This window comes from Chitinophaga sp. (assembly GCF_017745275.1).
Lineage (GTDB): Bacteria > Bacteroidota > Bacteroidia > Chitinophagales > Chitinophagaceae > Chitinophaga.
Map to the genome: position 1 here is coordinate 752,539 of NZ_JAGHZS010000002.1, position 23,052 is coordinate 775,590.

13 protein-coding genes are annotated in these 23,052 nt (G+C 49.3%); all 13 read left to right on the forward strand.

Annotation, left to right across the window (positions count from 1 at the left end):
• Positions 1 to 8 precede the first annotated feature (8 nt).
• The 13 genes from J7623_RS08795 (at position 9) to J7623_RS08855 (ending at position 22,955) form a co-directional block, all read left to right on the forward strand.
• Complete coding sequence (locus J7623_RS08795; RefSeq protein ID WP_291919449.1) at positions 9 to 584, forward strand: RNA polymerase sigma factor; 576 nt, start codon at positions 9 to 11, stop codon at positions 582 to 584.
• Positions 585 to 649: 65 nt separating this feature from the next.
• Positions 650 to 1,831, forward strand: a complete 1,182-nt coding sequence (locus J7623_RS08800) for a FecR family protein (RefSeq protein WP_291919450.1) — start codon at positions 650 to 652, stop codon at positions 1,829 to 1,831.
• A 233-nt stretch (positions 1,832 to 2,064) separates the two neighbouring features.
• On the forward strand, positions 2,065 to 5,388 hold the full coding sequence (locus J7623_RS08805) for a TonB-dependent receptor (RefSeq protein ID WP_291919451.1): 3,324 nt from the start codon (positions 2,065 to 2,067) through the stop codon (positions 5,386 to 5,388).
• A gap of 18 nt (positions 5,389 to 5,406) precedes the next feature.
• A complete protein-coding gene (locus J7623_RS08810; protein WP_291919452.1) occupies positions 5,407 to 6,843 on the forward strand; it encodes a RagB/SusD family nutrient uptake outer membrane protein in 1,437 nt (478 codons plus the stop codon).
• Between the two features lies 1 nt (position 6,844).
• The gene (locus tag J7623_RS08815; RefSeq protein WP_291919453.1) at positions 6,845 to 9,193 is read left to right on the forward strand and encodes a PDZ domain-containing protein; all 2,349 of its coding nucleotides are present in this window, start codon (positions 6,845 to 6,847) and stop codon (positions 9,191 to 9,193) included.
• A 172-nt stretch (positions 9,194 to 9,365) separates the two neighbouring features.
• Positions 9,366 to 9,950 (forward strand): RNA polymerase sigma-70 factor, encoded by a 585-nt coding sequence (locus tag J7623_RS08820; protein ID WP_291919454.1) that lies wholly within the window; start codon positions 9,366 to 9,368, stop codon positions 9,948 to 9,950.
• A gap of 107 nt (positions 9,951 to 10,057) precedes the next feature.
• A complete protein-coding gene (locus J7623_RS08825) occupies positions 10,058 to 11,086 on the forward strand; it encodes a FecR family protein (RefSeq protein ID WP_291919455.1) in 1,029 nt (342 codons plus the stop codon).
• Between the two features lie 202 nt (positions 11,087 to 11,288).
• Positions 11,289 to 14,765 carry a TonB-dependent receptor gene (locus J7623_RS08830; protein ID WP_291919456.1) on the forward strand — a complete coding sequence of 1,159 codons (3,477 nt, stop codon included), beginning with the start codon at positions 11,289 to 11,291 and terminating at the stop codon, positions 14,763 to 14,765.
• Between the two features lie 19 nt (positions 14,766 to 14,784).
• Positions 14,785 to 16,386 carry a RagB/SusD family nutrient uptake outer membrane protein gene (locus J7623_RS08835; RefSeq protein ID WP_291919457.1) on the forward strand — a complete coding sequence of 534 codons (1,602 nt, stop codon included), beginning with the start codon at positions 14,785 to 14,787 and terminating at the stop codon, positions 16,384 to 16,386.
• A gap of 58 nt (positions 16,387 to 16,444) precedes the next feature.
• Positions 16,445 to 19,534: a PQQ-dependent sugar dehydrogenase gene (locus tag J7623_RS08840; protein WP_291919458.1), complete on the forward strand. Its 3,090-nt coding sequence runs from the start codon at positions 16,445 to 16,447 to the stop codon at positions 19,532 to 19,534.
• A gap of 3 nt (positions 19,535 to 19,537) precedes the next feature.
• Positions 19,538 to 20,734 carry a nucleoside permease gene (locus J7623_RS08845; protein ID WP_291919459.1) on the forward strand — a complete coding sequence of 399 codons (1,197 nt, stop codon included), beginning with the start codon at positions 19,538 to 19,540 and terminating at the stop codon, positions 20,732 to 20,734.
• 9 nt (positions 20,735 to 20,743) lie between these two features.
• Positions 20,744 to 21,937, forward strand: coding sequence for a Gfo/Idh/MocA family oxidoreductase (locus J7623_RS08850; protein WP_291919460.1), 1,194 nt, complete (start codon positions 20,744 to 20,746; stop codon positions 21,935 to 21,937).
• Positions 21,938 to 21,947: 10 nt separating this feature from the next.
• The gene (locus J7623_RS08855; RefSeq protein ID WP_291919461.1) at positions 21,948 to 22,955 is read left to right on the forward strand and encodes a Gfo/Idh/MocA family oxidoreductase; all 1,008 of its coding nucleotides are present in this window, start codon (positions 21,948 to 21,950) and stop codon (positions 22,953 to 22,955) included.
• Positions 22,956 to 23,052 lie beyond the last annotated feature (97 nt).

The window sequence follows — 23,052 nt, forward strand, 5'->3', positions numbered from 1 at the left end:
TTAGCTGTATGTCAAGGGGAGTGCATCCACTCAGTGATGAGGAACTGCTATTGCTGATGGCGGAAGATAATGAAGCGGCATTTACTGCTTTATACGATCGCTATTGGGAAATGTTGCTGGGACTGGCTTTTAATCGATTAAAAGACCTGCCTGCAGCGGAAGATATTGTGCATGATGTATTTGCCGGCATCTGGCGCAACCGGAAAAAACTGGCAGCAGATTCCCTGCGGCATTACCTGGCCGCTGCCGTGAAATATATGACCATCGCACATTTCAGGAAGAAGGCATACGGAAATAAATACCAGGAAACCCTGGAACACCCTGATCTTTGTGAAGGCAATATGGAAGAACAACTCCACTACCGGCATATCTTACAATTAGTACATGATGAAGTAAATAATCTGCCTGAAAAATGCCGCGTGGTATTCCGCTACAGCCGGCAAAACGGCATGAGCTCCCGCGAAATAGCCGAAGTGATGGGTATCAGTCACAAAACCGTGGATAATCAACTGAATAAAGCCATTACGCATCTTCGCCATAAGATGAAGCACCTGATACATTCCTGCTTTACCTTTCTTTTTTAAATTTTTTTTTCAGCGCATAGGTATTTTTTCCCGCCCGACTCACTTATATAGTATAACGGGCATTTATGCAGGATCTACAACAAGCCATCGACAACTACCTGGCAGGCAAAGCAAGTGAGGAAGAACAACAGTTGGTCAACAACTGGTACTATGCTTTTGATGATGAAAACATAGAAATCCCCGCGGAAGAACAGGCTTTGCGCGAAAAAATCCGCGACCGTATTCATAGCCGGCTGCAACAGACGTTGCGTGGGGAAATGGCTGTTAAGGGCCGCACTGTTACTTTCTATACCAAACGGATAGCCGCAGGCATCGGGCTGCTCATTGGGTTGGCAGGTGCTGCCTGGCTGTTGCACTTCTTCCGAAAAGCAACACCCGCCAAACAAGTCACTATGATAGCTAACAGCCACACCGATCACATTATTCCCGGTGGCAGCAGGGCCGTTCTTTTACTCGCCAACGGCGACAGCATCCTGCTGGATAACGCCGGCAACGGCGTGCTCAGTCAACAGGGAGGTGCCAAAGTGATTAAGCTAAACAACGGCGCGCTGGCCTACAAAGCCAGCAACGATGTGGCTACTATCGCCTATAATACCATTCGTACGCCCCGTGGCGGCCAATACCAGGTAACCCTGCCCGATGGCACGGAAGTGTGGCTCAACGCAGCTTCGGCCCTAAGATTTCCCACCGTTTTTGCCGGTAACAGCCGCGAAGTAACGCTGAATGGAGAGGGATACTTTGAAGTAAAACCATTCTTCGATCACCAGGGAAAAAAGGTGCCTTTCATCGTAAAAGTAATGTCCGGCAAAGAAACGATGAATGTAAAAGTATTAGGTACCAGGTTTAACATCATGGCGTATGAAGATGAAAATGCCGTGAATACTTCGCTGCTGGAAGGTTCCGTTGCCGCCAGTAACGGACGCGATAGCGTTATGATCCGGCCCGGACAACGCGCCAGCCTGTTGCGTGGCCAACCCGTCTTTAAAATGGGGCCGGCAGATTTCAAAGAAATATTAGCCTGGAAAAATGGAGAGTTCAGGTTCCGCGAAGCCGGTATCAAAGATATTATGCGGCAACTATGCCGGTGGTATGATGTGGACGTGGCCTATAGCGAAGGCATTGACCAGGTGAAGCTCTCCGGCATCATTCCTAAAACAGAAGATATCGCCGTACTGCTGGATGCGCTGCAGGCTACAGGCAAAATACATTTCGAAGTAGTCAACCGAAAGATAATCGTGCATCCTTGACCATTTAAAATATCAGCCACATATGAAAACGTAAACATCTGTATGGGCGCCGCATAAAAAAACCGGAAGCGCTTGCAACACTCCCGGTCAGATTATTCGGATGGCCCCTTTCGCAGCCACGCATTGACTAACTGAAATTTAGCACATCCAAACACTACAAAAGTATGGAACCACACTCCATTATCAAAATTCCGCTGTCCGCCATCAGGCGACCCAGACAAATATTCCTGGTTATGAAATTGACTGCCAGTCTTCTTTTATTAACGTTGTTACAGGTAAGTGCCAAAACATTTTCCCAGTCAGTAACCCTGAAAGGAAATGCACTACCGGTAGAACAAGTGTTTGACCGCATTAAGGATCAAACAGGATACGCTTTCGTATATGACGCAGCGTTGCTTAAAAAGGCACATCCCATCATGCTGGATATTAAAAATATGCCATTGGCAGATGCCCTCCGTGTCATTGTCAAAGACCAGCCATTTACCTGCGAAATCAGGCACAAAATTATTGTGGTGAAAGAAAGTAATAGCCCAATGCCCTCCGCCGCCAAAGCGGTAGCAGCACAAACGATCAGCGGTAAAGTCCTCGATGAAAAAGGACAGGCCGTGGAAAATGCCACGGTTACCCTGCTCCCCGGTGCCAAAGGCGCGCTCACAGATGCCAGAGGCACCTTTACTATTACCGGCGTAGCCCCCGGCAGTTACACGCTGCGGGTAACATTTATCGGCTATACTACGTATGAACAAAAGGTCACTGTAGATAAAGACCTGGCCAACCTGCAGATCACTTTAAAGATAGCTGCAAGCTCCTTAAATGATATTGTTGTTGTTGGATATGGTACCACTAAGAAATCTGATATTACCGGCGCTATTTCCTCTGTGACATCAGATGAGCTGACCCAGGTAAATGCGGTATCGAACGTATCGCAGGCATTACAGGGCCATGTAGCAGGTGTGCAGGTAAACCAGGCCTCCGGCCAACCCGGCGAGTTTATGCGTATCAAAGTAAGGGGTACTACCTCCATCGGCGCCAGCAGCAACCCACTCTATGTGGTAGACGGATTGCCACTGGACGACGTGACCGCCCAACTCAATCCTGATGATATTGAAAGACTGGAAGTGCTGAAAGATGCTTCTGCCACGGCTATCTACGGCTCCCGCGGCGCTAATGGCGTCATCCTCATCACTACCAAAAGGGGCAAAACAGGTAAGGCAAGGGTGAGCTATAGTGGCTACTATGGCGTACAACAACTGCGTAAAAAAATGGACCTGATCAATGCCCACGATTTTGCTATCCTGCAAAATGAAGTGGCCACCAATGACGGCACTCCATTACCATGGACTACCGGGCAGATAGACTCCCTTAGCGGTAAGGGCACCGACTGGCAAAACCTGGTGTATCGCAAAGCGCCGGTACAGGATCATAACATCTCCATTTCCGGTGGCAACGAAACCACGAAGTACTTTACTTCCTTCGGTTATTTTAACCAGCAGGGAATCATAGAAAATTCTTCTTTTAGAAGAATCTCTTTCAGAACTAACCTGGACCAGGTGATCACCGACCATTTTAACATCACGTCTAATGTATCGATGCAACAGTCGAGGTACGCACAGGCACAATACGAAGGCGCTGAAGGCGGTGGCGGCGTACCCTGGACCACCATGGTGATCCCGGCTACACAACCGGTGTATAATCCCGATGGCTCCTACACCCGCTTTACAGGCGTGCCCTGGGGTGAGTCCAACCCGGTAGGCATCTCCAAAGAATTGTATCAGCCATCCAATGCCACCCGTATCATTGGTAACGTAGCGCTGAATTATAAAATCATTCCGGGCCTGCTGCTGAAACTCTCTGCCGGCGTTGATAAGAACGACGTGAAAGAAGATTACTACGCGCCAGGTACCATTACCATTGGCCGCAGTACTGATAAAGATGGGAATCCTATTTCCGGCGTAGCCAGAAAGAACTATAGCAACAACCTCACTTTCATTAATGAAAATACGCTGAGCTATAACAAAGCTTTTGGTGAACATACCATCGATGCAGTAGGAGGGATCACCTACCAGCAAACTACCTACGATGAGCTGAGAACCGGCGATGCTACCGGGTTTATCACCGACCTCTATAAGAATAATAATATAGGTGCAGCGGTAGTACCAGCCCAGCCTAATACCGGCTATAGGGATTATAAACTGATTTCTTACCTCAGCCGGGTGAACTACAACTATAAAGGGAAATACTTTGCTACTGTGACTGGCAGGTATGATGGCTCTTCAAAATTTGGGAAAAACAATAAGTTCGCCTTCTTCCCATCTGCTGCCCTGAGCTGGAATGTGTCGCAGGAAGAGTTCCTGAAAAACAGTACCAACGTATCCAATCTGAAGTTGCGTGTGAGCTACGGCGCTGCCGGTAACCAGGCCATCAACCCGTATCAGACACTGGCCAGTATGAGCTCCAGGGCCGTCGTTTTTAATAACACGCAATACAACGGATTCATTCCATCATCACTGGAAAATAACGGGCTGAAATGGGAAACTACCCGGCAGTTTGACGCCGGCTTCGACCTTAGCCTGTTCAGGGATCGCGTGATGATCACCGCAGATTATTATAACAAACGCACCAGCGATTTGCTGTTGCTCGTAAGCCTGCCTTCCTCCAGTGGTTACAACGACGTGATACAAAACGTAGGCGTAGTGGGCAACAAAGGTTTTGAATTCCAGGTAAATACCCGTAATCTCACCGGGCCTTTCAAATGGGAGTCTGCGCTGACTTTCACGAGCAACCGCACCAAGGTACTGGATCTGGGCAAAGATGCACAAGGCAATGAAATTACCTATAAAGAAATTGGTCCCGGCGGTAACTGGTTCCCCACTATCGTAGGACAATCCATGATGCAACTGTATGGCTATACGGTTACCGGCGTATACCAAACAGACCAGGAAGCCATCAACAATGGCGAACCTTCCAAACATGCCGGTGATTACAAATTCAAAAATTGGGATGGAAAAGGCACCGTCAACGATGCCGAGGACCGCACCGTTATCTCTCACCTGGAACCAAAATTTACTTTTGGCTTCAACAATAATTTCTCTTACAAAAACTTCGACCTGTCCCTGCTATTCGTAGGCGCTTACGGGAATGATATCGTGAATGAATTCCGTAAATACAATATTGCCATGAATGGTAAATGGACGCCTACACAAGCGGCATTCGATAATCGTTGGAAAGGAGCAGGCACCAGCACCACCATCGATAAACCTTCCGCCAACAGTGGCAACTCTATCCGTGATTATGCCAACAGCTTATGGGTGGAAGATGGCTCCTATCTGCGTCTCCGCGATATTACGCTGGGTTATACTTTCAATGCCAAACAATTGTCGTTTGCAAAAGTGGCTTCCATTCGCGTGTATGTGAGTGCGCAAAACTGGTTAACACTGACCAACTACTCCGGCTACGATCCGGAAGTATCGTGGGCCATTCCTACCGTCAATGGCTGGGACAGGGGAAACTATCCTTCTACCAAATCCATTACAGTAGGTGCTAAAGTTAATTTTTAACATCGTAAATGTTGAGAGATGAAAAACGGTTTATTAATACTTGTCTGCATATTATGCCCGGTTATTTTCCTGTTGCCGGCCTGTAAAAAATTACTGGAAGAAAATCCGCGTTCGTCCATTAGCCCTGATGCTTATTTCAAGAACCCGGAGAGTTATGAATCGGCTGTAATTGGCACCTACGACGGGCTGCCGTTGAATGTAACCGAACTGAATGAAATGTTCTCTGATATTTATGGCACACCACAGCCTGCAGAGCAGGTGTTACCGATTTATCAAAATCAGCCGTCGGCAAATTTCTATTCGTCAGCTACAGCGTGGAGTGTTCCATTCGCCATGGTAAAGAATGCCAATTTCATTTTAGATAAATTGCAGGCCGCACCGTTGCCCGACGCGAAGAAAACACAGTTGGAAGCAGAAGCCCGGTTCCTGAGAGGCTACGCTTTTTTCTATCTCGTACAAATGTTTGGAGATGTGCCGCTGCCACTGAAAGCGGCCAGCAACTACCAGGATGTACAACTGCCACGAACGCCGCAGGCCGACGTATACACACAGGTGCTCAATGATCTCATCTACGCGGAAGCGAATTTGCCCGATGTGGCGCCACAGCAGGGGCGTGTATATAAACTGGTAGCTACCGCAATCCTGGCAAAAGTATACCTGACCATGGCAGGTAATCCACTGAACAAAACAGAAAATTATGCAAAGGCAAGAGATAAGGCATTAGCGGTAATCGGCTCCAATAAGTTTGCCCTGAAAGATAACTATGCAGATGTGTTCCATAACGTGGCATACACCAGCGAGTCTATCTGGGAGAAACAATACATCCCCGGCAGACAGAACAATCCTTTGCAGAGCCAGGCCTCGCCGGCACCGGGATATGTACCGATTTTATTGCCGGCCGCATGGTTTATCAATAGCTATGCTTCCGGCGACCAACGTAAAGTATGGGGTATCAGAACGAATTATCCTTCACCGGCAGGTGGCACGTTGCCCGCTTTTTTTGCCAAGTTCGTGGATCTTTCCACCATTGATCAGAACATTGGTCCTTCTAATGCCAAAGTACCGTATTCCTTTCCTATAGTGCGTTTGGCGGAAATGTACCTGGTGGCGGCAGAAGCTGAAAATGAAGTCAATGGTCCCGCGCAGGCGTATCAGTATATCAACAAAATCCGCTGGCGCGCAAGGATAAATAAGAACAGTACCACCGACGTACCGGATCTGAAGAACCTGGGTAAAGACCAGTTCCGCGATGCCGTATTGATGGAACGTAAATGGGAATTGTATAATGAAGGAGATGCCTGGTTTGACCTGAAACGTACCAATACCTTCCAGCGTATACAGGCCGTGAGACCCACTTCCCTGAGTGTGCCCATTGGCCCTTATAATCAAACCTGGCTGATACCTACACAGGAAATTACCAATAACAATATCAAACAGAATCCGCAGTATCAATAGTATGAAAAAACTCTTCTTCTTTTGTTGTATCGTCTCTACGCAATGGGTCGCTGCACAAACCGTTTTGCATGTATCAGTTACGGGTAACGACCGGCAACCCGGCACCGCGGCGAAGCCTTTGAAAACAGTACATCGGGCAGTTGAACTGGCCATGAAGAAAAAAAATGAGCCCGTCACTGTCTGGTTGCATGGTGGCACCTATTACCTGGATCAGCCCCTCATCCTGCAGGCCGCCAATATGGCCTGTAAGCGCCTGGACATAAACGCCTGGCAACAGGAGGAAGTTTTTATCAGTGCAGGGCGGCAGCTATCGTTGGATTGGAAGCCATGGAAAAATGGTATCTATGTAGCTACTGTGCCTGCAGGGGTTACGTTTGAACGGCTGTTCGTCAATGGCCGTTTGCAGGTGTTGGCACGTTATCCTGATTATGATTCCACTGCCAAAGTATTTCATGGTACGGCGGCAGATGCGTTGAGTCGTGCCCGTAAGTGGCAGCATCCGGAGAACGGCTATGTACATGCCTTGCATGCGTACGACTGGGGCGGCTTTCACTACCGTATCACTGGTAAGAAAGATACGCTTACCCTGGAAGGCGGCTGGCAGAACAACCGTCCCAACGTGATGCATCCGGAATATCGCTTCGTGGAAAATAACCTGGAAGAACTGGATGTAGCCGGTGAATGGTTCCTGGATAATAACACCCGGCAGTTATATTATTACCCTTCGGGAGATATACAACTGCAGCAGGCCCGCATAGAAGTAGCACATTTAAAGAACAGCATCGTGTTGAAGGGCTCTGCCGCCGCCCCGGTGAAAAACGTTACCCTGCGTGGATTACATTTCATTCATAATGAACGTACGTTTATGGATACCCGTGAGCCGCTGCTGCGGAGCGACTGGACCATTTACCGTGGCGGCGCTGTGCTACTCGATGGTACGGAAAACTGCCGTGTAATGGATTGCTCTTTCAGCTACCTGGGTGGCAACGCCATTATGTTGAGTAACTATAACGTACATGATACCATCAGTGGTTGTTACCTGCATCACCTGGGCGCCAGCGCGGTTTGTTTTGTGGGAGATGTGAAAGCAGTGCGCTCGCCTGACTTCAGGTATGAAGACTTTACCCCGTATCGCCAGCTGGACAAAACGCCCGGGCCGGCCAGCAATAACTATCCGCGGGAATGCGTGGTAACCAATAGTCTCATTCATCATGTGGGTGACATAGAAAAGCAGGCTACCGGCGTGGAAATCACCATTTCTTCCGGCATTACGGTGAGTCATAACAGTATCTATAATACGCCCCGCGCTGGCATCAACATCGGCGACGGCTGTTTCGGCGGCCATGTGCTTGCCTACAACGACGTGTTTAATACCGTGATGGAAACCGGGGATCACGGCGCATTCAATTCGTGGGGGCGTGACCGTTACTGGGCGCCCGACAGGGGATATATGGACAGCCTGGTGGCCGTACACCCGGAGTTAATTAAGTTGGATGCACAAGAAACCACCACCATCCGTAACAACCGTTTCCGGTGTGATCATGGCTGGGATATTGACCTGGACGATGGCTCTTCCAATTATCATATCTACAACAACGTATGCCTCAATGGAGGACTGAAATTAAGAGAAGGATTTCAGCGTATCGTAGAAAATAATATTATGATCAACAACTCATTCCATCCGCATGTATGGTTTAAAAACAGTGGCGATGTGTTTGCGCATAATATTGTTACCCGCCGGTATGCTCCTATAGAAATCAAAGCCTGGGGTAGGGAAGTAGACTATAACCTGTTCCCGGATGCAGCGGCTTTGCAGGAAGCGCAGGCGCAAAACACCGATGCGCACAGCATCGCCGGTGATCCGCAGTTCTTAGACGCCGCTACCGGGAACTACCAGGTAGCGAAAACTTCTCCTGCATTTAAAATCGGGTTTCAGAATATTCCTATGGATAGCTTTGGAGTGATGAAACCGGCGCTCAGGAAAATAGCGTTACAGCCGGAGATTCCTGTGTTCCTGAATTTGAGTCGTGCCGATGCCGGCACCACCACCAATACCAGCATAGTGGAGTTACTGGGCGGCAAAATAAAATCGATAGAAGGATTGGGCGAACGTTCTGCCTATGGCCTGGCTGATGAGTCCGGGGCGCTGGTATTAAGCGCAGGTGAAAACACGTTGTTATCATCTTCCGGAATAAAAACAAAAGATGTGATCATTGCGGCAGACGGCAAGCCCGTGAAAACGGCCGCCGACCTGCAGGATATTGTAAAAGCAGCGGCCTGGAAATCCAGTATTCCTGTGAAGATTATGCGGAATCAGCAGGTCGAAGAAATTATCCTGAAGGTAAAGTAAGTGCTGCCAGGAGACATTTTAATTTGGTTTCATCCGCCGTTCTATAAAATAAAGCCCTGTAACCTTCGTAGTTGCAGGGTTTTTGTTTTATAGAATTATTGTGAAAGAAATAATATTTAGTATTTTTTATTAAAAAGTAGTTGGGTTTATCAGAAAAATTTTATTTTGTGGTATGCACGTGACCATGGAAGCGTTACTATATCGGATACAATTTCATGACGACCAACAAGCCTTTAAAGCGCTGTATCAGCAGCAGGTATTCCCGTTATACCAGTTTGCTTTTGCATTCCTGAAACAGCGACAACCGGCCGAGGAGATCGTGAACGACGTATTTGTGAAGCTCTGGGAAAAGCGGCAGCAACTGGATAAGATCCATGAAATAAAAGTATATCTCTACGTAGCAGTAAAAAATGCCGCACTTAACTACCTGCGCAAAGCCACCATATTCACGGAAACGGACCTGGACTCGCTGCATGTACAACATTTCCGCCTCGAAGCAGATACAGCCCAATTACTGCTTACCCACGAACTACAACAGGCCATAGCCGCGGCCATTCAGCAACTACCGCCCAAATGTAAGCTCATCTTTAAACTCGTAAAACAGGACGAACTATCGTATAAAGAAGTAGCCGGTATTTTGGGTATCTCCCCCAAAACAGTAGACGCACAACTCACTATTGCCATGAAAAAACTGGCGGCCCACTTGCAACCATTTGCCGGAGCAGAAAGTATAAAGCAGAAAGCAAAAAGCTATTGAAGCGGAGATGTAGGTGATTTCCGCTTTCTGCTCAAAAAAAATTTTCCTGTCTCTTAGGGAATCCCTCCGGCAACTGTGTCCCTATACATGATCCTATCTGGAAATAAATGAAATCAGAACGAATTGCAGCCCTGTTGGCAAAAAGAGCAGGACAGGCTGCCACCATAGAAGAGCTGGAAGAATTGGACCGTTTACTGGCGGCAGACCGGGAGGCAGCGTGGCTGGCCGGCATTGTAGATGCCGTTGGCACCCGCAACGAGGACGCCGCTACCACGTTCGCTACCGCCGGATGGGAGCAAGTGGCTGGTAAGCTAACGGTAACGCCTGCACCGTTGCGCCGTAAAGCCGCCTTCTGGTGGGCAGCGGCCGCAATCATCGGCGTTATCTTGTCCGCCGGTATCGGCTGGCAAATGATGCAGCAGCGGAAAACTGCTCCATTGGCGGCTGCCCGGCAACAACTGGCGGCGCCCCTCGGCAAAACAGTGAAAGCACTGCTACCAGACGGTACTATCGTTTGGCTCAATGCAGGCAGTAACATCAGCTATGATGCCGGCTTTAACCACAATAACCGCAACATTACCGTTACCGGGGAAATATTCCTGGACGTCACGAAAAACGAGGCCCTGCCATTTATTGTACATACCAGCAACATGGATGTACACGTGCTCGGTACCTGCTTTAATATCAAGGCCTACGAAGACGACACCCGTTCTGAAGTAACCGTCATAGGAGGAAAGGTACAGGTGATCATGCGCAACAGCCCGGAGAAAAAGGTGATCCTGCTGCCGCATGAAAAACTGGTGCTGGCTGTAAAGCCTAATACCACAGCCGCACCGCAGGCCCACGTGAACTTCCAGGTACAGGGCCTCGCCGGTACAGCAGATACCAGCCTCGTGATGGAAACAGCCTGGCGCGATCAGAAACTGGCTTTTATGAATGAAACATTCGAAGAAGTAGCCCGGAAAATGGAACGACAATTCAATGTTACCATTTCTTTTGAAGATGAAAACATGAAAAGAGAAATACTCAGCGGCGTATTTGAAAAAGAAAATATTAACAAAGCACTACAGCTGCTGCAAATGATTACACCATTCCACTACAGCATAGACCAGCAACACGTTTATCTGTCTAAATGAAAAACAAACCAATCAACATTTTATCAAACCAAAAATCACCTGTAATGCAAACACACGTTAACAACGGCAGTACCTGAAAAGGGGAATAAAAAAAGGAAGAGCTTTCACTCTTCCTTCAAAAGGCTGATATGTATCAACAGGGGTAAGCGGGCTTCGAAACTACACTTACACCCTTCTTTACAAACCTTTCTAAAACAAATCTATGAAAAAAAGCAGATTTGGCAGGGCACCCTATGCGCTCCGCCAGACACTCAAACTACTCCTCATTATGAAGTTATGCTTTGTACTGGTGCTGATATCCTGCCTGCATGCTTCCGCTACCGTATTTTCCCAGGAGAAATTCACCCTGTCTTTTGTAAAAACGGATGCAGACAAAATTTTTGAGAAAATACAGAAAGAAAGCAACTATCGTTTCTTCTACAACTATAACTCTATCCGCCGGTTGGGAAAAATTGACCTGCAGGTAAAAGACGCAGGCCTCAGTGAAATCATGAGCCGCGTATTGGATAGCTCTATGGCCTACAAAATTGTAGACCAAAACCTCGTCATCATTTCCCCCCGCACAGAAGCCGCTGCTGACAAGGTAACCGGGCGGGTGGAAGATACGAAAGGTACCCCACTGGTAGGTGTTTCCGTGAAAGTAAAGGGAAGCAGCCAGGGCGCCATCACCGATGCAACGGGTAACTTCTCCCTTGCTGCTTCCGCTGGCGCCGTACTCGTAGTGACTTACATGGGTTTTGAACCCAAAGAAGTAATGGTGAAAGATAATGAGCCCCTGCGCATTGTATTGGAAGAATCTACCAGCGGCCTGAATGAAGTGGTAGTCATCGGCTACGGCACCCAAAAGAGAAAAGACGTTACCGGCGCTATCAGCTCCCTCGGAGGCAAAGACCTGCGCAATGTCCCCGTACGCAACGCGGCAGAAGCCTTACAGGGAAAAGTGAGCGGCGTTACCGTAGTACAAAGCAGCGGTAGCCCAGGATCTGCGCCTGTAGTACGTATTCGTGGTATCGGCTCTATCAACGGACAAAATAGTCCACTCTATATTGTTGACGGGTTACCACAATCCGATATCGCCTGGCTCAATCCCAACGACATTGAAGCCATGGATATCCTCAAAGATGCTTCTACCGCCGCTATCTACGGTGCCAGGGCCTCCAACGGCGTGGTAATCGTGACCACCCGGAAAGGGAGTCGCACCGATCAGAAAATGCACGTAACCTTCGACACCTATACCGGTATGCAGTCAGCCTGGAAACGCCCACACATGCTCAATGCTGCGGAGTTCATGACCTACAAGCAACGAGCCGCCACCGCCGGTGGTTCTCCACTGCCTGCCAGTATGGACACAGAAGAAAAAAGAACACAACTGCTCAAATTTGTAACGGAAAATACCGGCAGCGCCAATGGCACCGACTGGTGGAATGAAATCATACAAACCAATGCACCCATACAGAGCTATAACGTAGGCCTGAGTGGTGCCGGCAAAAGCATCGTATATGCTACCAGCGCGGGCTACATGAAGCAACAGGGCATTGTGAAAGGATCCGACTATGAACGCATCTCCTGGAGAACCAATGTGGGCGCCGATATCAGCTCCCGCGTGAAGCTCACTACCAACATGAACCTGGTATATGAAAGCCGCCGGAATGTGGATGAAAACAATCCTTTTACCGGCACCATTTTCAGCGCCATGGCCGCCGATCCTATTACACCGGTGTATCGCAACAACCTGAAAGATATACCTGCTTTCTTCAACAGCATCATGGATGGTTATGAAGCAAACAATCCCTATTCCCGCTATGCCGGTATCCTGTATACCAACAAACCTAACCCGGTAGCACAGGTAGACCGTATGCAGCAAAGTGTTTGGGAAGGTATCGCCATCAAAGGTGGTGCTGCACTGGATGTAAAAATTATTGACCCGCTGACTTTCCGTACCAACTTCGGCATGGATCTTTCCCGTGGCATCTCCAAAGGATTTACGCCTTCGTATTTCCTGAACCCGTTTGACTATGCCACGTATAATACTGTGAGCAATAATTCCAGCTGGGGTAACTATTTTGTGTGGGAAAATACGCTCAACTACGATCAAACGTTTGGAAAACATCATATCACCGCACTGGCGGGTATTTCTACGGAGCTGACCAAAGGGCTTACTTACGGCGCTTCCAAACAGGGCATTGTAAACAATGATCCCGACATGCGCATCATCGATGCGGCCACCATGAATCCCGCTGCTTCCGGCTATACCTATTCCAGCGCGCTGCAATCATTTTTTGGACGTATTAATTACGTATATGCTGACCGTTATATCCTGGCCGCTAACATCCGTCGCGACGGTACTTCCAGTTTCGGTGATGGTTACCGTTGGGGAACTTTCCCTTCTGCCTCCGCCGCATGGCGCTTTACAGAAGAGGATTTTATGAAAGGCGCCGGTATCTCCTGGCTAACCAGCGGTAAACTCCGCGCCAGCTACGGTGCCGTGGGTAACCAGTATGTGGGTGGTGGCAGCGGTTTGTATTTATCTACCTACGGTAACACTTTCCAACGTTATGTATTTGGTAATACCAGCGCCGGCTTCCTCGGGGCAGAGCGTAAAACCATGGCTAATCCTGCCTTGCAATGGGAAACCTCTTCACAGGCAGATGTGGCGCTGGACCTGCAATTATTCAACGGAGAACTGGATGTAACTGTAGATTATTTCAACAAGCGGGTGAACAACATGCTGGTGATCATGCCATTACCCTCTACCATGGGTTATCCTACCGTTAACCCGTTTTGGATGAATGGAGGTAGCATGGTGAACAAAGGCTGGGAGCTGTCATTGGGCCATCACCACACTTTTGGTGACTTCTCTTATAATGTTCGTGCTAATATTTCCACGTTTAAAAATGAGGTGTTGAGCATGGGCGGCGGAGAACCTATTTACTCCACTGCCCATTTGGGAGAAGTGATCAGCAAAACAGAAGAAGGTAAACCGGTAGGCTACTATTTCGGCTGGCAAACCGATGGCATCTTCCAAACCCAGGCAGAGGTAGACAAAAGTCCGCAGAAAGGCGTAAGCACACCTGGTGATCTTCGCTTCAAAGACATCAACGGCACCGATGCCAACGGGAAAGTGATCCCTGGCCCTGATGGCAAGCTGGATGCTGCAGACCGCACCATGATCGGCAATCCATGGCCTGATTTTGTGTATGGCGTAAACATCGGCCTCAACTTCAAACGCTTCGATCTGAGCATGTTCTGGCAGGGATCACAAGGCAATGATGTGATGAACATCCTGCGCTATGATACCGAAGCAGGTACCGGCTGGTACAATGCGCCCAAAGGCTTCCTCGACAAAGCCTGGAATGGTGCGGGATCTACCAACAAGTACTACAAAATTTCTTCTGTGGCAGCGTTGAACAACAGTGTGTCTGATTACTTCGTGGAAGATGGCTCCTACCTGCGCCTGAAAAATGTGCAGTTGGGATACAACTTCCCTGAGAAATGGCTGGAGCGTACCCGCATCCCACAGTTACGGATATACGTAGGCGCACAGAACCTGTTTACGTTCACCAAATACAGCGGCCTGGATCCGGAAATGGGCAGCGAAGATCCAAAGCTGATGGGCATCGACCAGGGATATTTCCCGCAGGCCCGCACTTTTATGATCGGGCTGAATGCCAGGTTTTAATCATTAAACACTGCTACTCATGAAAAAACTCGTATATACTTTACCGTTACTGGCGGTTTTACTGACCGTATCGTGTTCAAAAAACTACCTGAACCGCCCACCACTGGGCGTGCAAACGGACGATAACTTTTTTAAATCGCCCGGAGCCGGCATGAAAACCGTAGTTAACTGCTACCTGGGATTCTATGATTTCTGGGGCTACCAGGCTGCCATCGCGGAACTGGGCAACATGGCCACCGATGAAAGTGATAAAGGTGGCTCTGATAACAACGACCGCCCCTTTGTGCTGGACCTGGGCTATGGCAGAACGCTGTCGAATAATGAAACCCTTAATAATTTGTGGAAGGCCTGCTATAATGGTATCGGCAACTGTAACGTAGCGTTGGAACGCCTGCCGGGTGCACCTTTGCTGGATGATAAAGGAAATCCGCTGGATGAAAATGTGAAGAAAAGATACCTCGCAGAAGTACGTTATCTCCGTGCTTATTATTATCTCGACCTGGTACGCATTTTCGGTGGCGTACCACTGCTCACCAAAACGCTGACCATAGACGACCGTAATAAAATTGTGCGTGCTACTGCAACGGAAACCATGCAGTTCATCACCAGTGAGCTGGAAGCAATAACAGCAGATGCAGCACTGCCATCCCGCAAAGATATGCCCGATGCAGAATTGGGCCGTGCCACCAAAGAAGCGGCGTGGGCATTGCAGGCCAGGGCTTATCTCTTCTTCGCGGAAGATGATAAGTCGCTGTACGCCAAAGCGAGGGATGCCGCTAAAAAGGTAGTCGATTCCAAAGCATTTAGCCTGGAACCACAGTACCAGCAATTGTTTTTGAAAGATGGATACAAAAGCAGGGAATCTGTTTTCCCGATTATCTTCGGAGATGATCCTGCCGCCTTTATCTATGGCTCTACACAGCCTATCTATTGCTCACCACGCAGTGCCGGTGGCTGGGGTTTTGATTGCCCTACACAGTCGCTCGTAGACGCATTTGAACCCGGCGATCCCCGTGCCCTCTTCACCATCCTGGACCAGGGCGATGTATTTCCCACAGCCGGCGGTAAAGAGGTGCTCGACTTCTCCAACTATCCCAATACCGGCCATCATAACCGCAAAGTGTTTCTGCCGCAAAACCGCCGTGGACAAGGTTGGGGCAATGATGCCTGGACCATGTACCTGATCCGCTACGCCGACGTATTGCTGATGTATGCGGAGGCAGAGCTGGAAAGTGGTGGCAATAAACAAATAGTGGCAGATAATATCAACCTGGTAAGAAGCCGCGCCGCCACTTCTTCTCATACCGATGTAGAAGCTACTTCCCGCGTGCGCGTTATTCCTGCTACGCCGTTGCCTCCTGTTACGGCCGCCAGCGATCTCCGTGCTGCTGTACGCCATGAGCGCCGCGTGGAACTGGGGGGAGAATATGGCCGCCTGTTCGACCTGCTGCGTTGGAACACCTACGTGTCTACCATGAAAGATTTTTCTGCCAAACCGTATTCCAATGGCAAAGGCAACAGCTTCAAAGCGCCTGCCAGCGGCAATAAATACCTGTTCCCAATCCCTCAGTTGGAAATAGACCGGAGCGGTGGATCTATCAAACAAAACCCTGGTTATTGATTCTATGATACGGGGCCGGCTATACGTTTTTAGCCGGCCCTGCATATGACTACGCGCTATGAAGAAACTTTGTCTGTTATTGCTGCTGGCAGGACTATTTGCCTGTGGCGGAAAACGAACTGTTACCCGGATTTTATGCTTCGCCACCAACCACGAAAGCCCCTGGGTAAAACAACTGCAGGCTACCGCAGGTAAAGAAGGCTGGCAGCTGGTACTTACCTCCGATACCCATTTATTCCGGGAAGATTCCCTGGCCACCTTTAGTGCGGTATGCTTACCTTTTTCATTGACCGACAGCCTGAACTTCCGCACCGTGCCCGCATTGAAACGCTATGCGGAATCCGGCGGCGGAGGCATCCTGGCGATTAAGGATACAGGCTATCAGCGTAAAGACTGGCCCTGGCTGCATGAGTGGCTGGACCAACCCGTTGGGAACGAATTAGTGCAGGACGGCGGCAGGTTATATATTGTTTCTCCGGCAGTAGCAGCCAATGATCTGCGTACCGCACTACAATACCTGGTTGGCAACAACACGCCACCGGATTATAAATCCACTATCACCCTGTTGCCACCGGATACTAACCGTTATACCTATACGGTGTTGGATCATGGCCTGGATGAACCCATGGAAATGTGTATCCTGCCGGATGGAAACGTGCTCTTCATAGAGCGCAAAGGCGCCGTGAAAATGTACGATGCCCGCTTGCATCAAACCAAAACCATCGGGCACTTTGATGTGTTCAGCGGCATTGAAGACGGCCTGCTGGGCGTAGCGCTGGATCCCGGTTTTACTACCAACCACTACATCTATTTCTATTATGCACCCGCCGGTGAAAAATGGTATAACAACCTGGTGCGATTGGAGCTGCACGGTGATACCCTCAACAAAGCAACTCAAAAGGTAGTGATGGAAGTACCCACGCAACGCCGCTACTGCTGCCACTCTGCGGGCTACCTGGCCTTTGGCCCCGGTGGATTGCTATACCTCTCTATCGGTGATAATACCAACGCAGAAGAAACGGAAGGTTACACTCCGGTAGATGAAAGACCAGGAAGACATCTTTCTGATGATCAGGCCAGTGCCGCCAACAGCAATGATTTGAGAGGAAAGATACTCCGCATCAAACCGGAACCGGATGGCAGTTATTCCATCCCCGATGGTAACCTGTTTCCCAAAGACGGCTCCAAAGGCCGCCCGGAAATATACGTGATGGGGTGCCGTAATCCTTACCGCTTCCACGTAGACATGAAAAATGCTTTTGTATATTGGGGCGACATCGGGCCGGATACTAAAGTCCCTTCCCCGGAGGGAAGCACCGTCAGCTTCGATGAAATTAACCAGGCACGGAAACCAGGCTTTTTTGGCTGGCCCTATTTTAACGGCAATAACCAGCCATATCCACTCTGGGATTATGCCGGTAAAAAAGAGCGACCAGTAAAAGATCCGCTGCACCCACTCAACGAATCTCCTAACAATACCGGCATACGCGAGCTGCCACCGGCGCAACCTGCTATGATCTGGTATGGTGATGCGGCCTCGCCGGTGTTCCCCATGGTAGGCAAAGGAGGAGAATCTGCAATGGCTGGTCCCGTTTTTTACAGCGATCGTTATAAAAACGCCCCGTATAAATTATCTGACTACTATAATGGCAAACTGTTTATCTACGATTGGGTACGGCACTGGATCATGGCTGTGACCATGGACTCCGCAGGCAATTACCTGCGCATGGAGCCCTTCCTGGAACATATTCCTTTCGCGGCGCCCGTAGATATGCAGATCGCACCCGACGGCAGTATTTTTATGCTGGAATACGGCACCAACTGGTTTGCTAAAAACTCCGATGCCAAACTGGTACAGATCACCTACGCAGAAGGTAACCGCAAACCGGTAGCCGCCGTGAAAAGCAGCCAGTTGTATGGTGCAGCACCGCTAACAGTGCATTTGTCGGCCGCCGGCTCGCTCGACTACGACAAAGGTGACCAGCTCCGCTACACCTGGAACCTGGAAGGAACGCAACAGGAAGGCGTGGAAATCAACCATACTTTTCAGCAACCCGGTGTTTATAAAGTAAACCTAACGGTAACGGATAATCGTGGTGGCGCAGGTACAGCGGCGATAGACATCAAAGTAGGGAATACCCCACCCACCGTGCAAATTCAAACAAATGCCAACCGAGGATTTTACTGGGATAACGCCTTGCTGGATTACCATGTAATGGTGAAAGATCCGGAAGATGGCGTAATAGATACCAGCAAAGTGCAGGTGTCTTTCGACTATATGCCCGTAGGAAAAGATCTGGCACTGGTGCTGGGCAAAGGTGGCGCGGCCACCCACCTGGAACATCCCCGCGGACATGATTTATTCTGGTCGCTCGACTGTAAAGCCTGTCACGCAGAAAAGACCGCCTCTGTTGGTCCCAGCCTGATGGACGTAGCGCACAAGTATGCTGCAAACGAAACCAACATCACAAAGCTGGCCGCCAAAGTAATTGCCGGCGGTAGTGGCAATTGGGGCAACCGTACCATGTCGTCACATCCGGATATGTCTACCGCCGATGCGAGAGAAATTGTGCAGTACATTTTATCGCTCGCCAATACCAGTGCATCGCTGCCCTTGCAGGGGCAGCAGCCGCTGAGTAAGCATGCCGGCAAAGGCCATGAGGGAGCTTATTTGCTCATGGCCACGTATACCGACAAGGGCGCTAATAAAATAGAACCGATTACCAGCAGGGATTATATCTTGTTAAGAGATCCCCTGGTGCAGATAGAAGACTTTGACGAAGGCAATGTATTTATCAGCACCGTTACCACGCTGGCCGTGAGTTATGGCTATGTAGCACATAATAACTTCATCCGGTTTAAACAATTATACCTCGATGAAGTGTTAAGTCTGCAGTTCAACATCCAGGAGCAGGGTATAGGAGGCATCATCGAAGTACATCTCGATAAGCCCGACGGCCCGGTGGTGAGCAAAGCCACGGTAGCAGCAGGGAAAGCGCCGGATGCCAAAAGCGGATGGAAGGTGATCACTGCGCCGTTCCAACCGGTAAAAGGACAACACGACCTGTATCTTGTATTTAAAAGCAATGATGGACAGCCCGGTCACCTGTTTAACATCGATTGGTGGTATTTATCAAATCGAAATTAATGTATGCCAGTATCTGTTCGTATTCGTTTATCCGTATTGATGTTCCTGCAATACTTTACCTGGGGCGCCTGGTATGTAACTATGGGTACTTACCTGATGACCACGCTAAAAACGGATGCCGTGGAGATGGGAGCAGCTTATGCTAATCTTTCCATTGCGGCCATTATATCACCGTTTTTTATAGGGCTGGTAGCCGATCGTTTTTTTGCTGCGCAGCGGGTACTCGCGGTACTGCATCTAACGGGGGCGGCTATACTCACCTGGATCAGTTATGTGCCGGATTTCAGCAGCTTCTGGTGGCTCATCTTGTTATATACCTTGTTGTACATGCCTACCATGTCGCTAGCCAATGCCGTATCCTTCCGGCAGATGACGGATACAGAACGACAATTCCCCACCGTGCGGGTATTCGGCACCGCAGGATGGATTATTGCCGGCTTATTGATCGGTTTCATGGGCCTGGAAGCCACGGCGGCGCCCTTCCGGATAGCTGCTGCCAGCTCTTTGCTGCTGGGTGGATATAGCCTCTTTTTGCCGCATACTCCGCCTGCACGGACGCCGGTGAAGCTATCGGATATACTTGGACTGGATGCGTTGGTCCTGTTTAAGCAGCGTAATTACGTGGTGTTCTTTATCACCGCCATTACTATTTGTATTCCGCTGGCATTTTATTACAGCCTGGCTAACCCTTTTCTCAACGCCATCGGCGTAGAAAATGCTGCCGGCAAAATGACGCTGGGACAGGTGTTCGAGTCAGTTTTCTTATTGGCCATGCCCTTCCTGTTCAGGAAGCTGGGCGTGAAGAAAATGTTGTTGCTGGGCATGAGCTGCTGGATATTGCGCTATGTTTTCTTCGCCTACGGCGACAACCATGCACAGGTTTGGATGTTGTATGCCGGTGTCCTGTTACACGGGGCTTGTTATGATTTCTTTTTTGTTACCGGGCAGATATATACCGATCAGCGCGCGGATGTTACCGTCAGGAGCGCGGCGCAGGGCCTCATTACATTTGCTACCTATGGCATTGGGATGCTGATAGGTTCTTATGTATCGGGATTTGTCGCCTCACACAACAGTACTACCGTGGGTAACGTATTGCAATATGACTGGCGTCACATCTGGTTGGCGCCCGCCGCCCTCAGTGGGGTGGTGATGGTATGTTTCTTTTTTTTATTCAAAGATCACACACGTAAATCTTAAAATATTTTTATGGGAAGAAAAATTGCCATGCTGGGAGCGGGTTTCATTGGCCGCTTCTATGCCGATTCCATACAGGGACAAAGAAGTAAAGATAAAATTATAAGTATCTATTCCCGCAAAGCGGAAAGTGTGGCAAAGTTTGCCATCGATTATAACGTAGCACATACCACTACCGTAATGGAAGAAGCCATTCAACATCCGGACGTAGACGTAGTATGTATTGCCTTGCCCAATAATCTCCATGAAGTAGCCGTGGACCTGTGCTGCAAACATAAAAAGGCGGTCATCTGTACCAAGCCACTGGGGCGTAATGCAGAAGAAGCGAAGCGAATGTTGCTGGCTGTGGAAGCCGCCGGTATTTTCCATGCTTATATGGAAGACCTGGTGTATACCCCGAAATTTTCCAGGGCGCTTGAAAGCGTACAGGCGGGGGCGTTAGGACGTGTGTTGTGGGCCAAATCCCGGGAAACCCATCCCGGTCCGCACAGTGATTGGTTCTGGGACAAAGAACAGGCCGGCGGCGGATGTATGCTGGACCTGGGTTGTCATTGTGTAGAGATTGCCCGCAGCTTCATCGGCAAAGACATTAAGCCCGTAGAAGTGATGTGCTGGGCCGATACACAGGTGAAACCCATTGAGGCAGAAGACCATGCCATTGCACTTGTGAAGTATGAAAATGGTGCCATCGGGCAGTTTGAAGTCAGCTGGACTTTCCGCGGAGGCCTGGACCTACGCGATGAGGTAATGGGTACCGAAGGAACAATCTGGCTGAATAGCTTCCTGCGCACCGGTTTTGATATGTTTACCACCGGCAGGGGCGGCGACTATATCGCTGAAAAAGCCGAGAGCAACAGCGGTTGGCTATTCCCGGTGGGCGACGAACTCAATGAGTTGGGCTACAACCATATGTTTGCGGATATGTTCAACGCCATCGAAGAAAAGAGAGCGCCCCGCGAAACATTTTACGATGGATATGTGGTGAATGCCATTCTCGACGCCGCTTACCGCAGCGCCGCCAGCAAGCAGTGGGAGCCGGTACAGCTGGATATCTGGCGTGGACAAACCGGTTTAACCAAACCGGTTACCCTGGTACCTTATGATGAGCAACATTATTTGATTAAGGAAGAAGTCACCCATTTTGGCAGTACCAAGTTGATCCTGAAAGAAAAACAAAGCGGTAACATCATCGAAATCGTGAAATAAAAAATCATACATGAACACATCTTCTTATAACCGGCGTCGCTTCATCCGCGATGCCGCCATGACGGGTATTGGCCTGGGGCTCCTGGCACCGGCCGGCAAACTGCTCGCAGCTACACCCGCTGCAGATGGGCGCCGCGTGGGAATCATCGGATTGGATACTTCGCATAGCGTGGAGTTTACAAAAATGTTGAACGCCGTCAACCCTGATCCGGCCTTCGGCGGATACCATGTTACCGTGGCCTATGCGCAAGGCAGCAAAGACATTGCGTCCAGCCTGGAAATGGTGCCCGGTAACCTGAAGCAGGTGAAAGAACTGGGCGTAGAAGTGGTGGACAGCATTGCCGTCTTATTAAAAAAATGCGATGTAGTATTACTCGAATCCAATGATGGACGCGTACACCTGGAACAGGTATTGCCCGTATTTAAAGCCGGCAAACGGGTATTCATCGATAAGCCCATTGCGGCCTCCCTGGCGGATACCCAGGCTATTTTTAAAGCAGCAGCACAGTATAAAGTACCGGTATTCTCTTCTTCCGCCCTTCGTTTTATAGAAAGTATCCGGCAGGTGAAGGAAGGTAGCATTGGTAAAGTAACAGGCGCAGATATTTATACGCCTTCGCCCACTGAAAAAACACATCCGGACCTCTTCTGGTACGGTATTCACGGGGTAGAAATGTTATATGCCCTGATGGGAACCGGTTGTCAGCGCCTTACCCGCACTACCGAAGCGGATATGGATCATATCACGGCCGTTTGGAACGATGGGCGCATTGGTACGCTGAGGGGCGTAAAGAAAGGCCCCTATGGCTTCGGCGGACACGCCTTTGGTGAAAAAGCGATTGCACCTGTCGGCGACTTCAACTCTTACCACCCGCTGATGCTGCAGATCACCGCTTTTTTCCAGAGCGGTATCCCACCTGTGCCTCCGGAAGAAACAATGGAAATGACGGCCTTCATGGAAGCAGCAGATGATTCCAGGCGTAAAAATGGCGCCACCGTGGAGTTGCGGAAAGCATAAAGCCGAAAGCAAAAAGCAAAAAGCTATTTTAGCGAATGATGGATAAGTAGAATTAATAATATACGATTCAATCACTCGCTAAAATAGCTTTTTGCCT

What these genes read in the sequence shown, in the direction of transcription:
- J7623_RS08795 (WP_291919449.1), top strand. Translation starts at nt 9, where the DNA reads ATGTCAAGGGGAGTGCATCCACTCAGTGATGAGGAACTGCTATTGCTG.
- J7623_RS08845 (WP_291919459.1), top strand. Translation starts at nt 19,538, where the DNA reads ATGCCAGTATCTGTTCGTATTCGTTTATCCGTATTGATGTTCCTGCAA.
- J7623_RS08825 (WP_291919455.1), top strand. Translation starts at nt 10,058, where the DNA reads ATGAAATCAGAACGAATTGCAGCCCTGTTGGCAAAAAGAGCAGGACAG.
- J7623_RS08855 (WP_291919461.1), top strand. Translation starts at nt 21,948, where the DNA reads ATGAACACATCTTCTTATAACCGGCGTCGCTTCATCCGCGATGCCGCC.
- J7623_RS08800 (WP_291919450.1), top strand. Translation starts at nt 650, where the DNA reads ATGCAGGATCTACAACAAGCCATCGACAACTACCTGGCAGGCAAAGCA.
- J7623_RS08820 (WP_291919454.1), top strand. Translation starts at nt 9,366, where the DNA reads ATGCACGTGACCATGGAAGCGTTACTATATCGGATACAATTTCATGAC.
- J7623_RS08815 (WP_291919453.1), top strand. Translation starts at nt 6,845, where the DNA reads ATGAAAAAACTCTTCTTCTTTTGTTGTATCGTCTCTACGCAATGGGTC.
- J7623_RS08805 (WP_291919451.1), top strand. Translation starts at nt 2,065, where the DNA reads ATGAAATTGACTGCCAGTCTTCTTTTATTAACGTTGTTACAGGTAAGT.
- J7623_RS08830 (WP_291919456.1), top strand. Translation starts at nt 11,289, where the DNA reads ATGAAAAAAAGCAGATTTGGCAGGGCACCCTATGCGCTCCGCCAGACA.
- J7623_RS08850 (WP_291919460.1), top strand. Translation starts at nt 20,744, where the DNA reads ATGGGAAGAAAAATTGCCATGCTGGGAGCGGGTTTCATTGGCCGCTTC.
- J7623_RS08810 (WP_291919452.1), top strand. Translation starts at nt 5,407, where the DNA reads ATGAAAAACGGTTTATTAATACTTGTCTGCATATTATGCCCGGTTATT.
- J7623_RS08835 (WP_291919457.1), top strand. Translation starts at nt 14,785, where the DNA reads ATGAAAAAACTCGTATATACTTTACCGTTACTGGCGGTTTTACTGACC.
- J7623_RS08840 (WP_291919458.1), top strand. Translation starts at nt 16,445, where the DNA reads ATGAAGAAACTTTGTCTGTTATTGCTGCTGGCAGGACTATTTGCCTGT.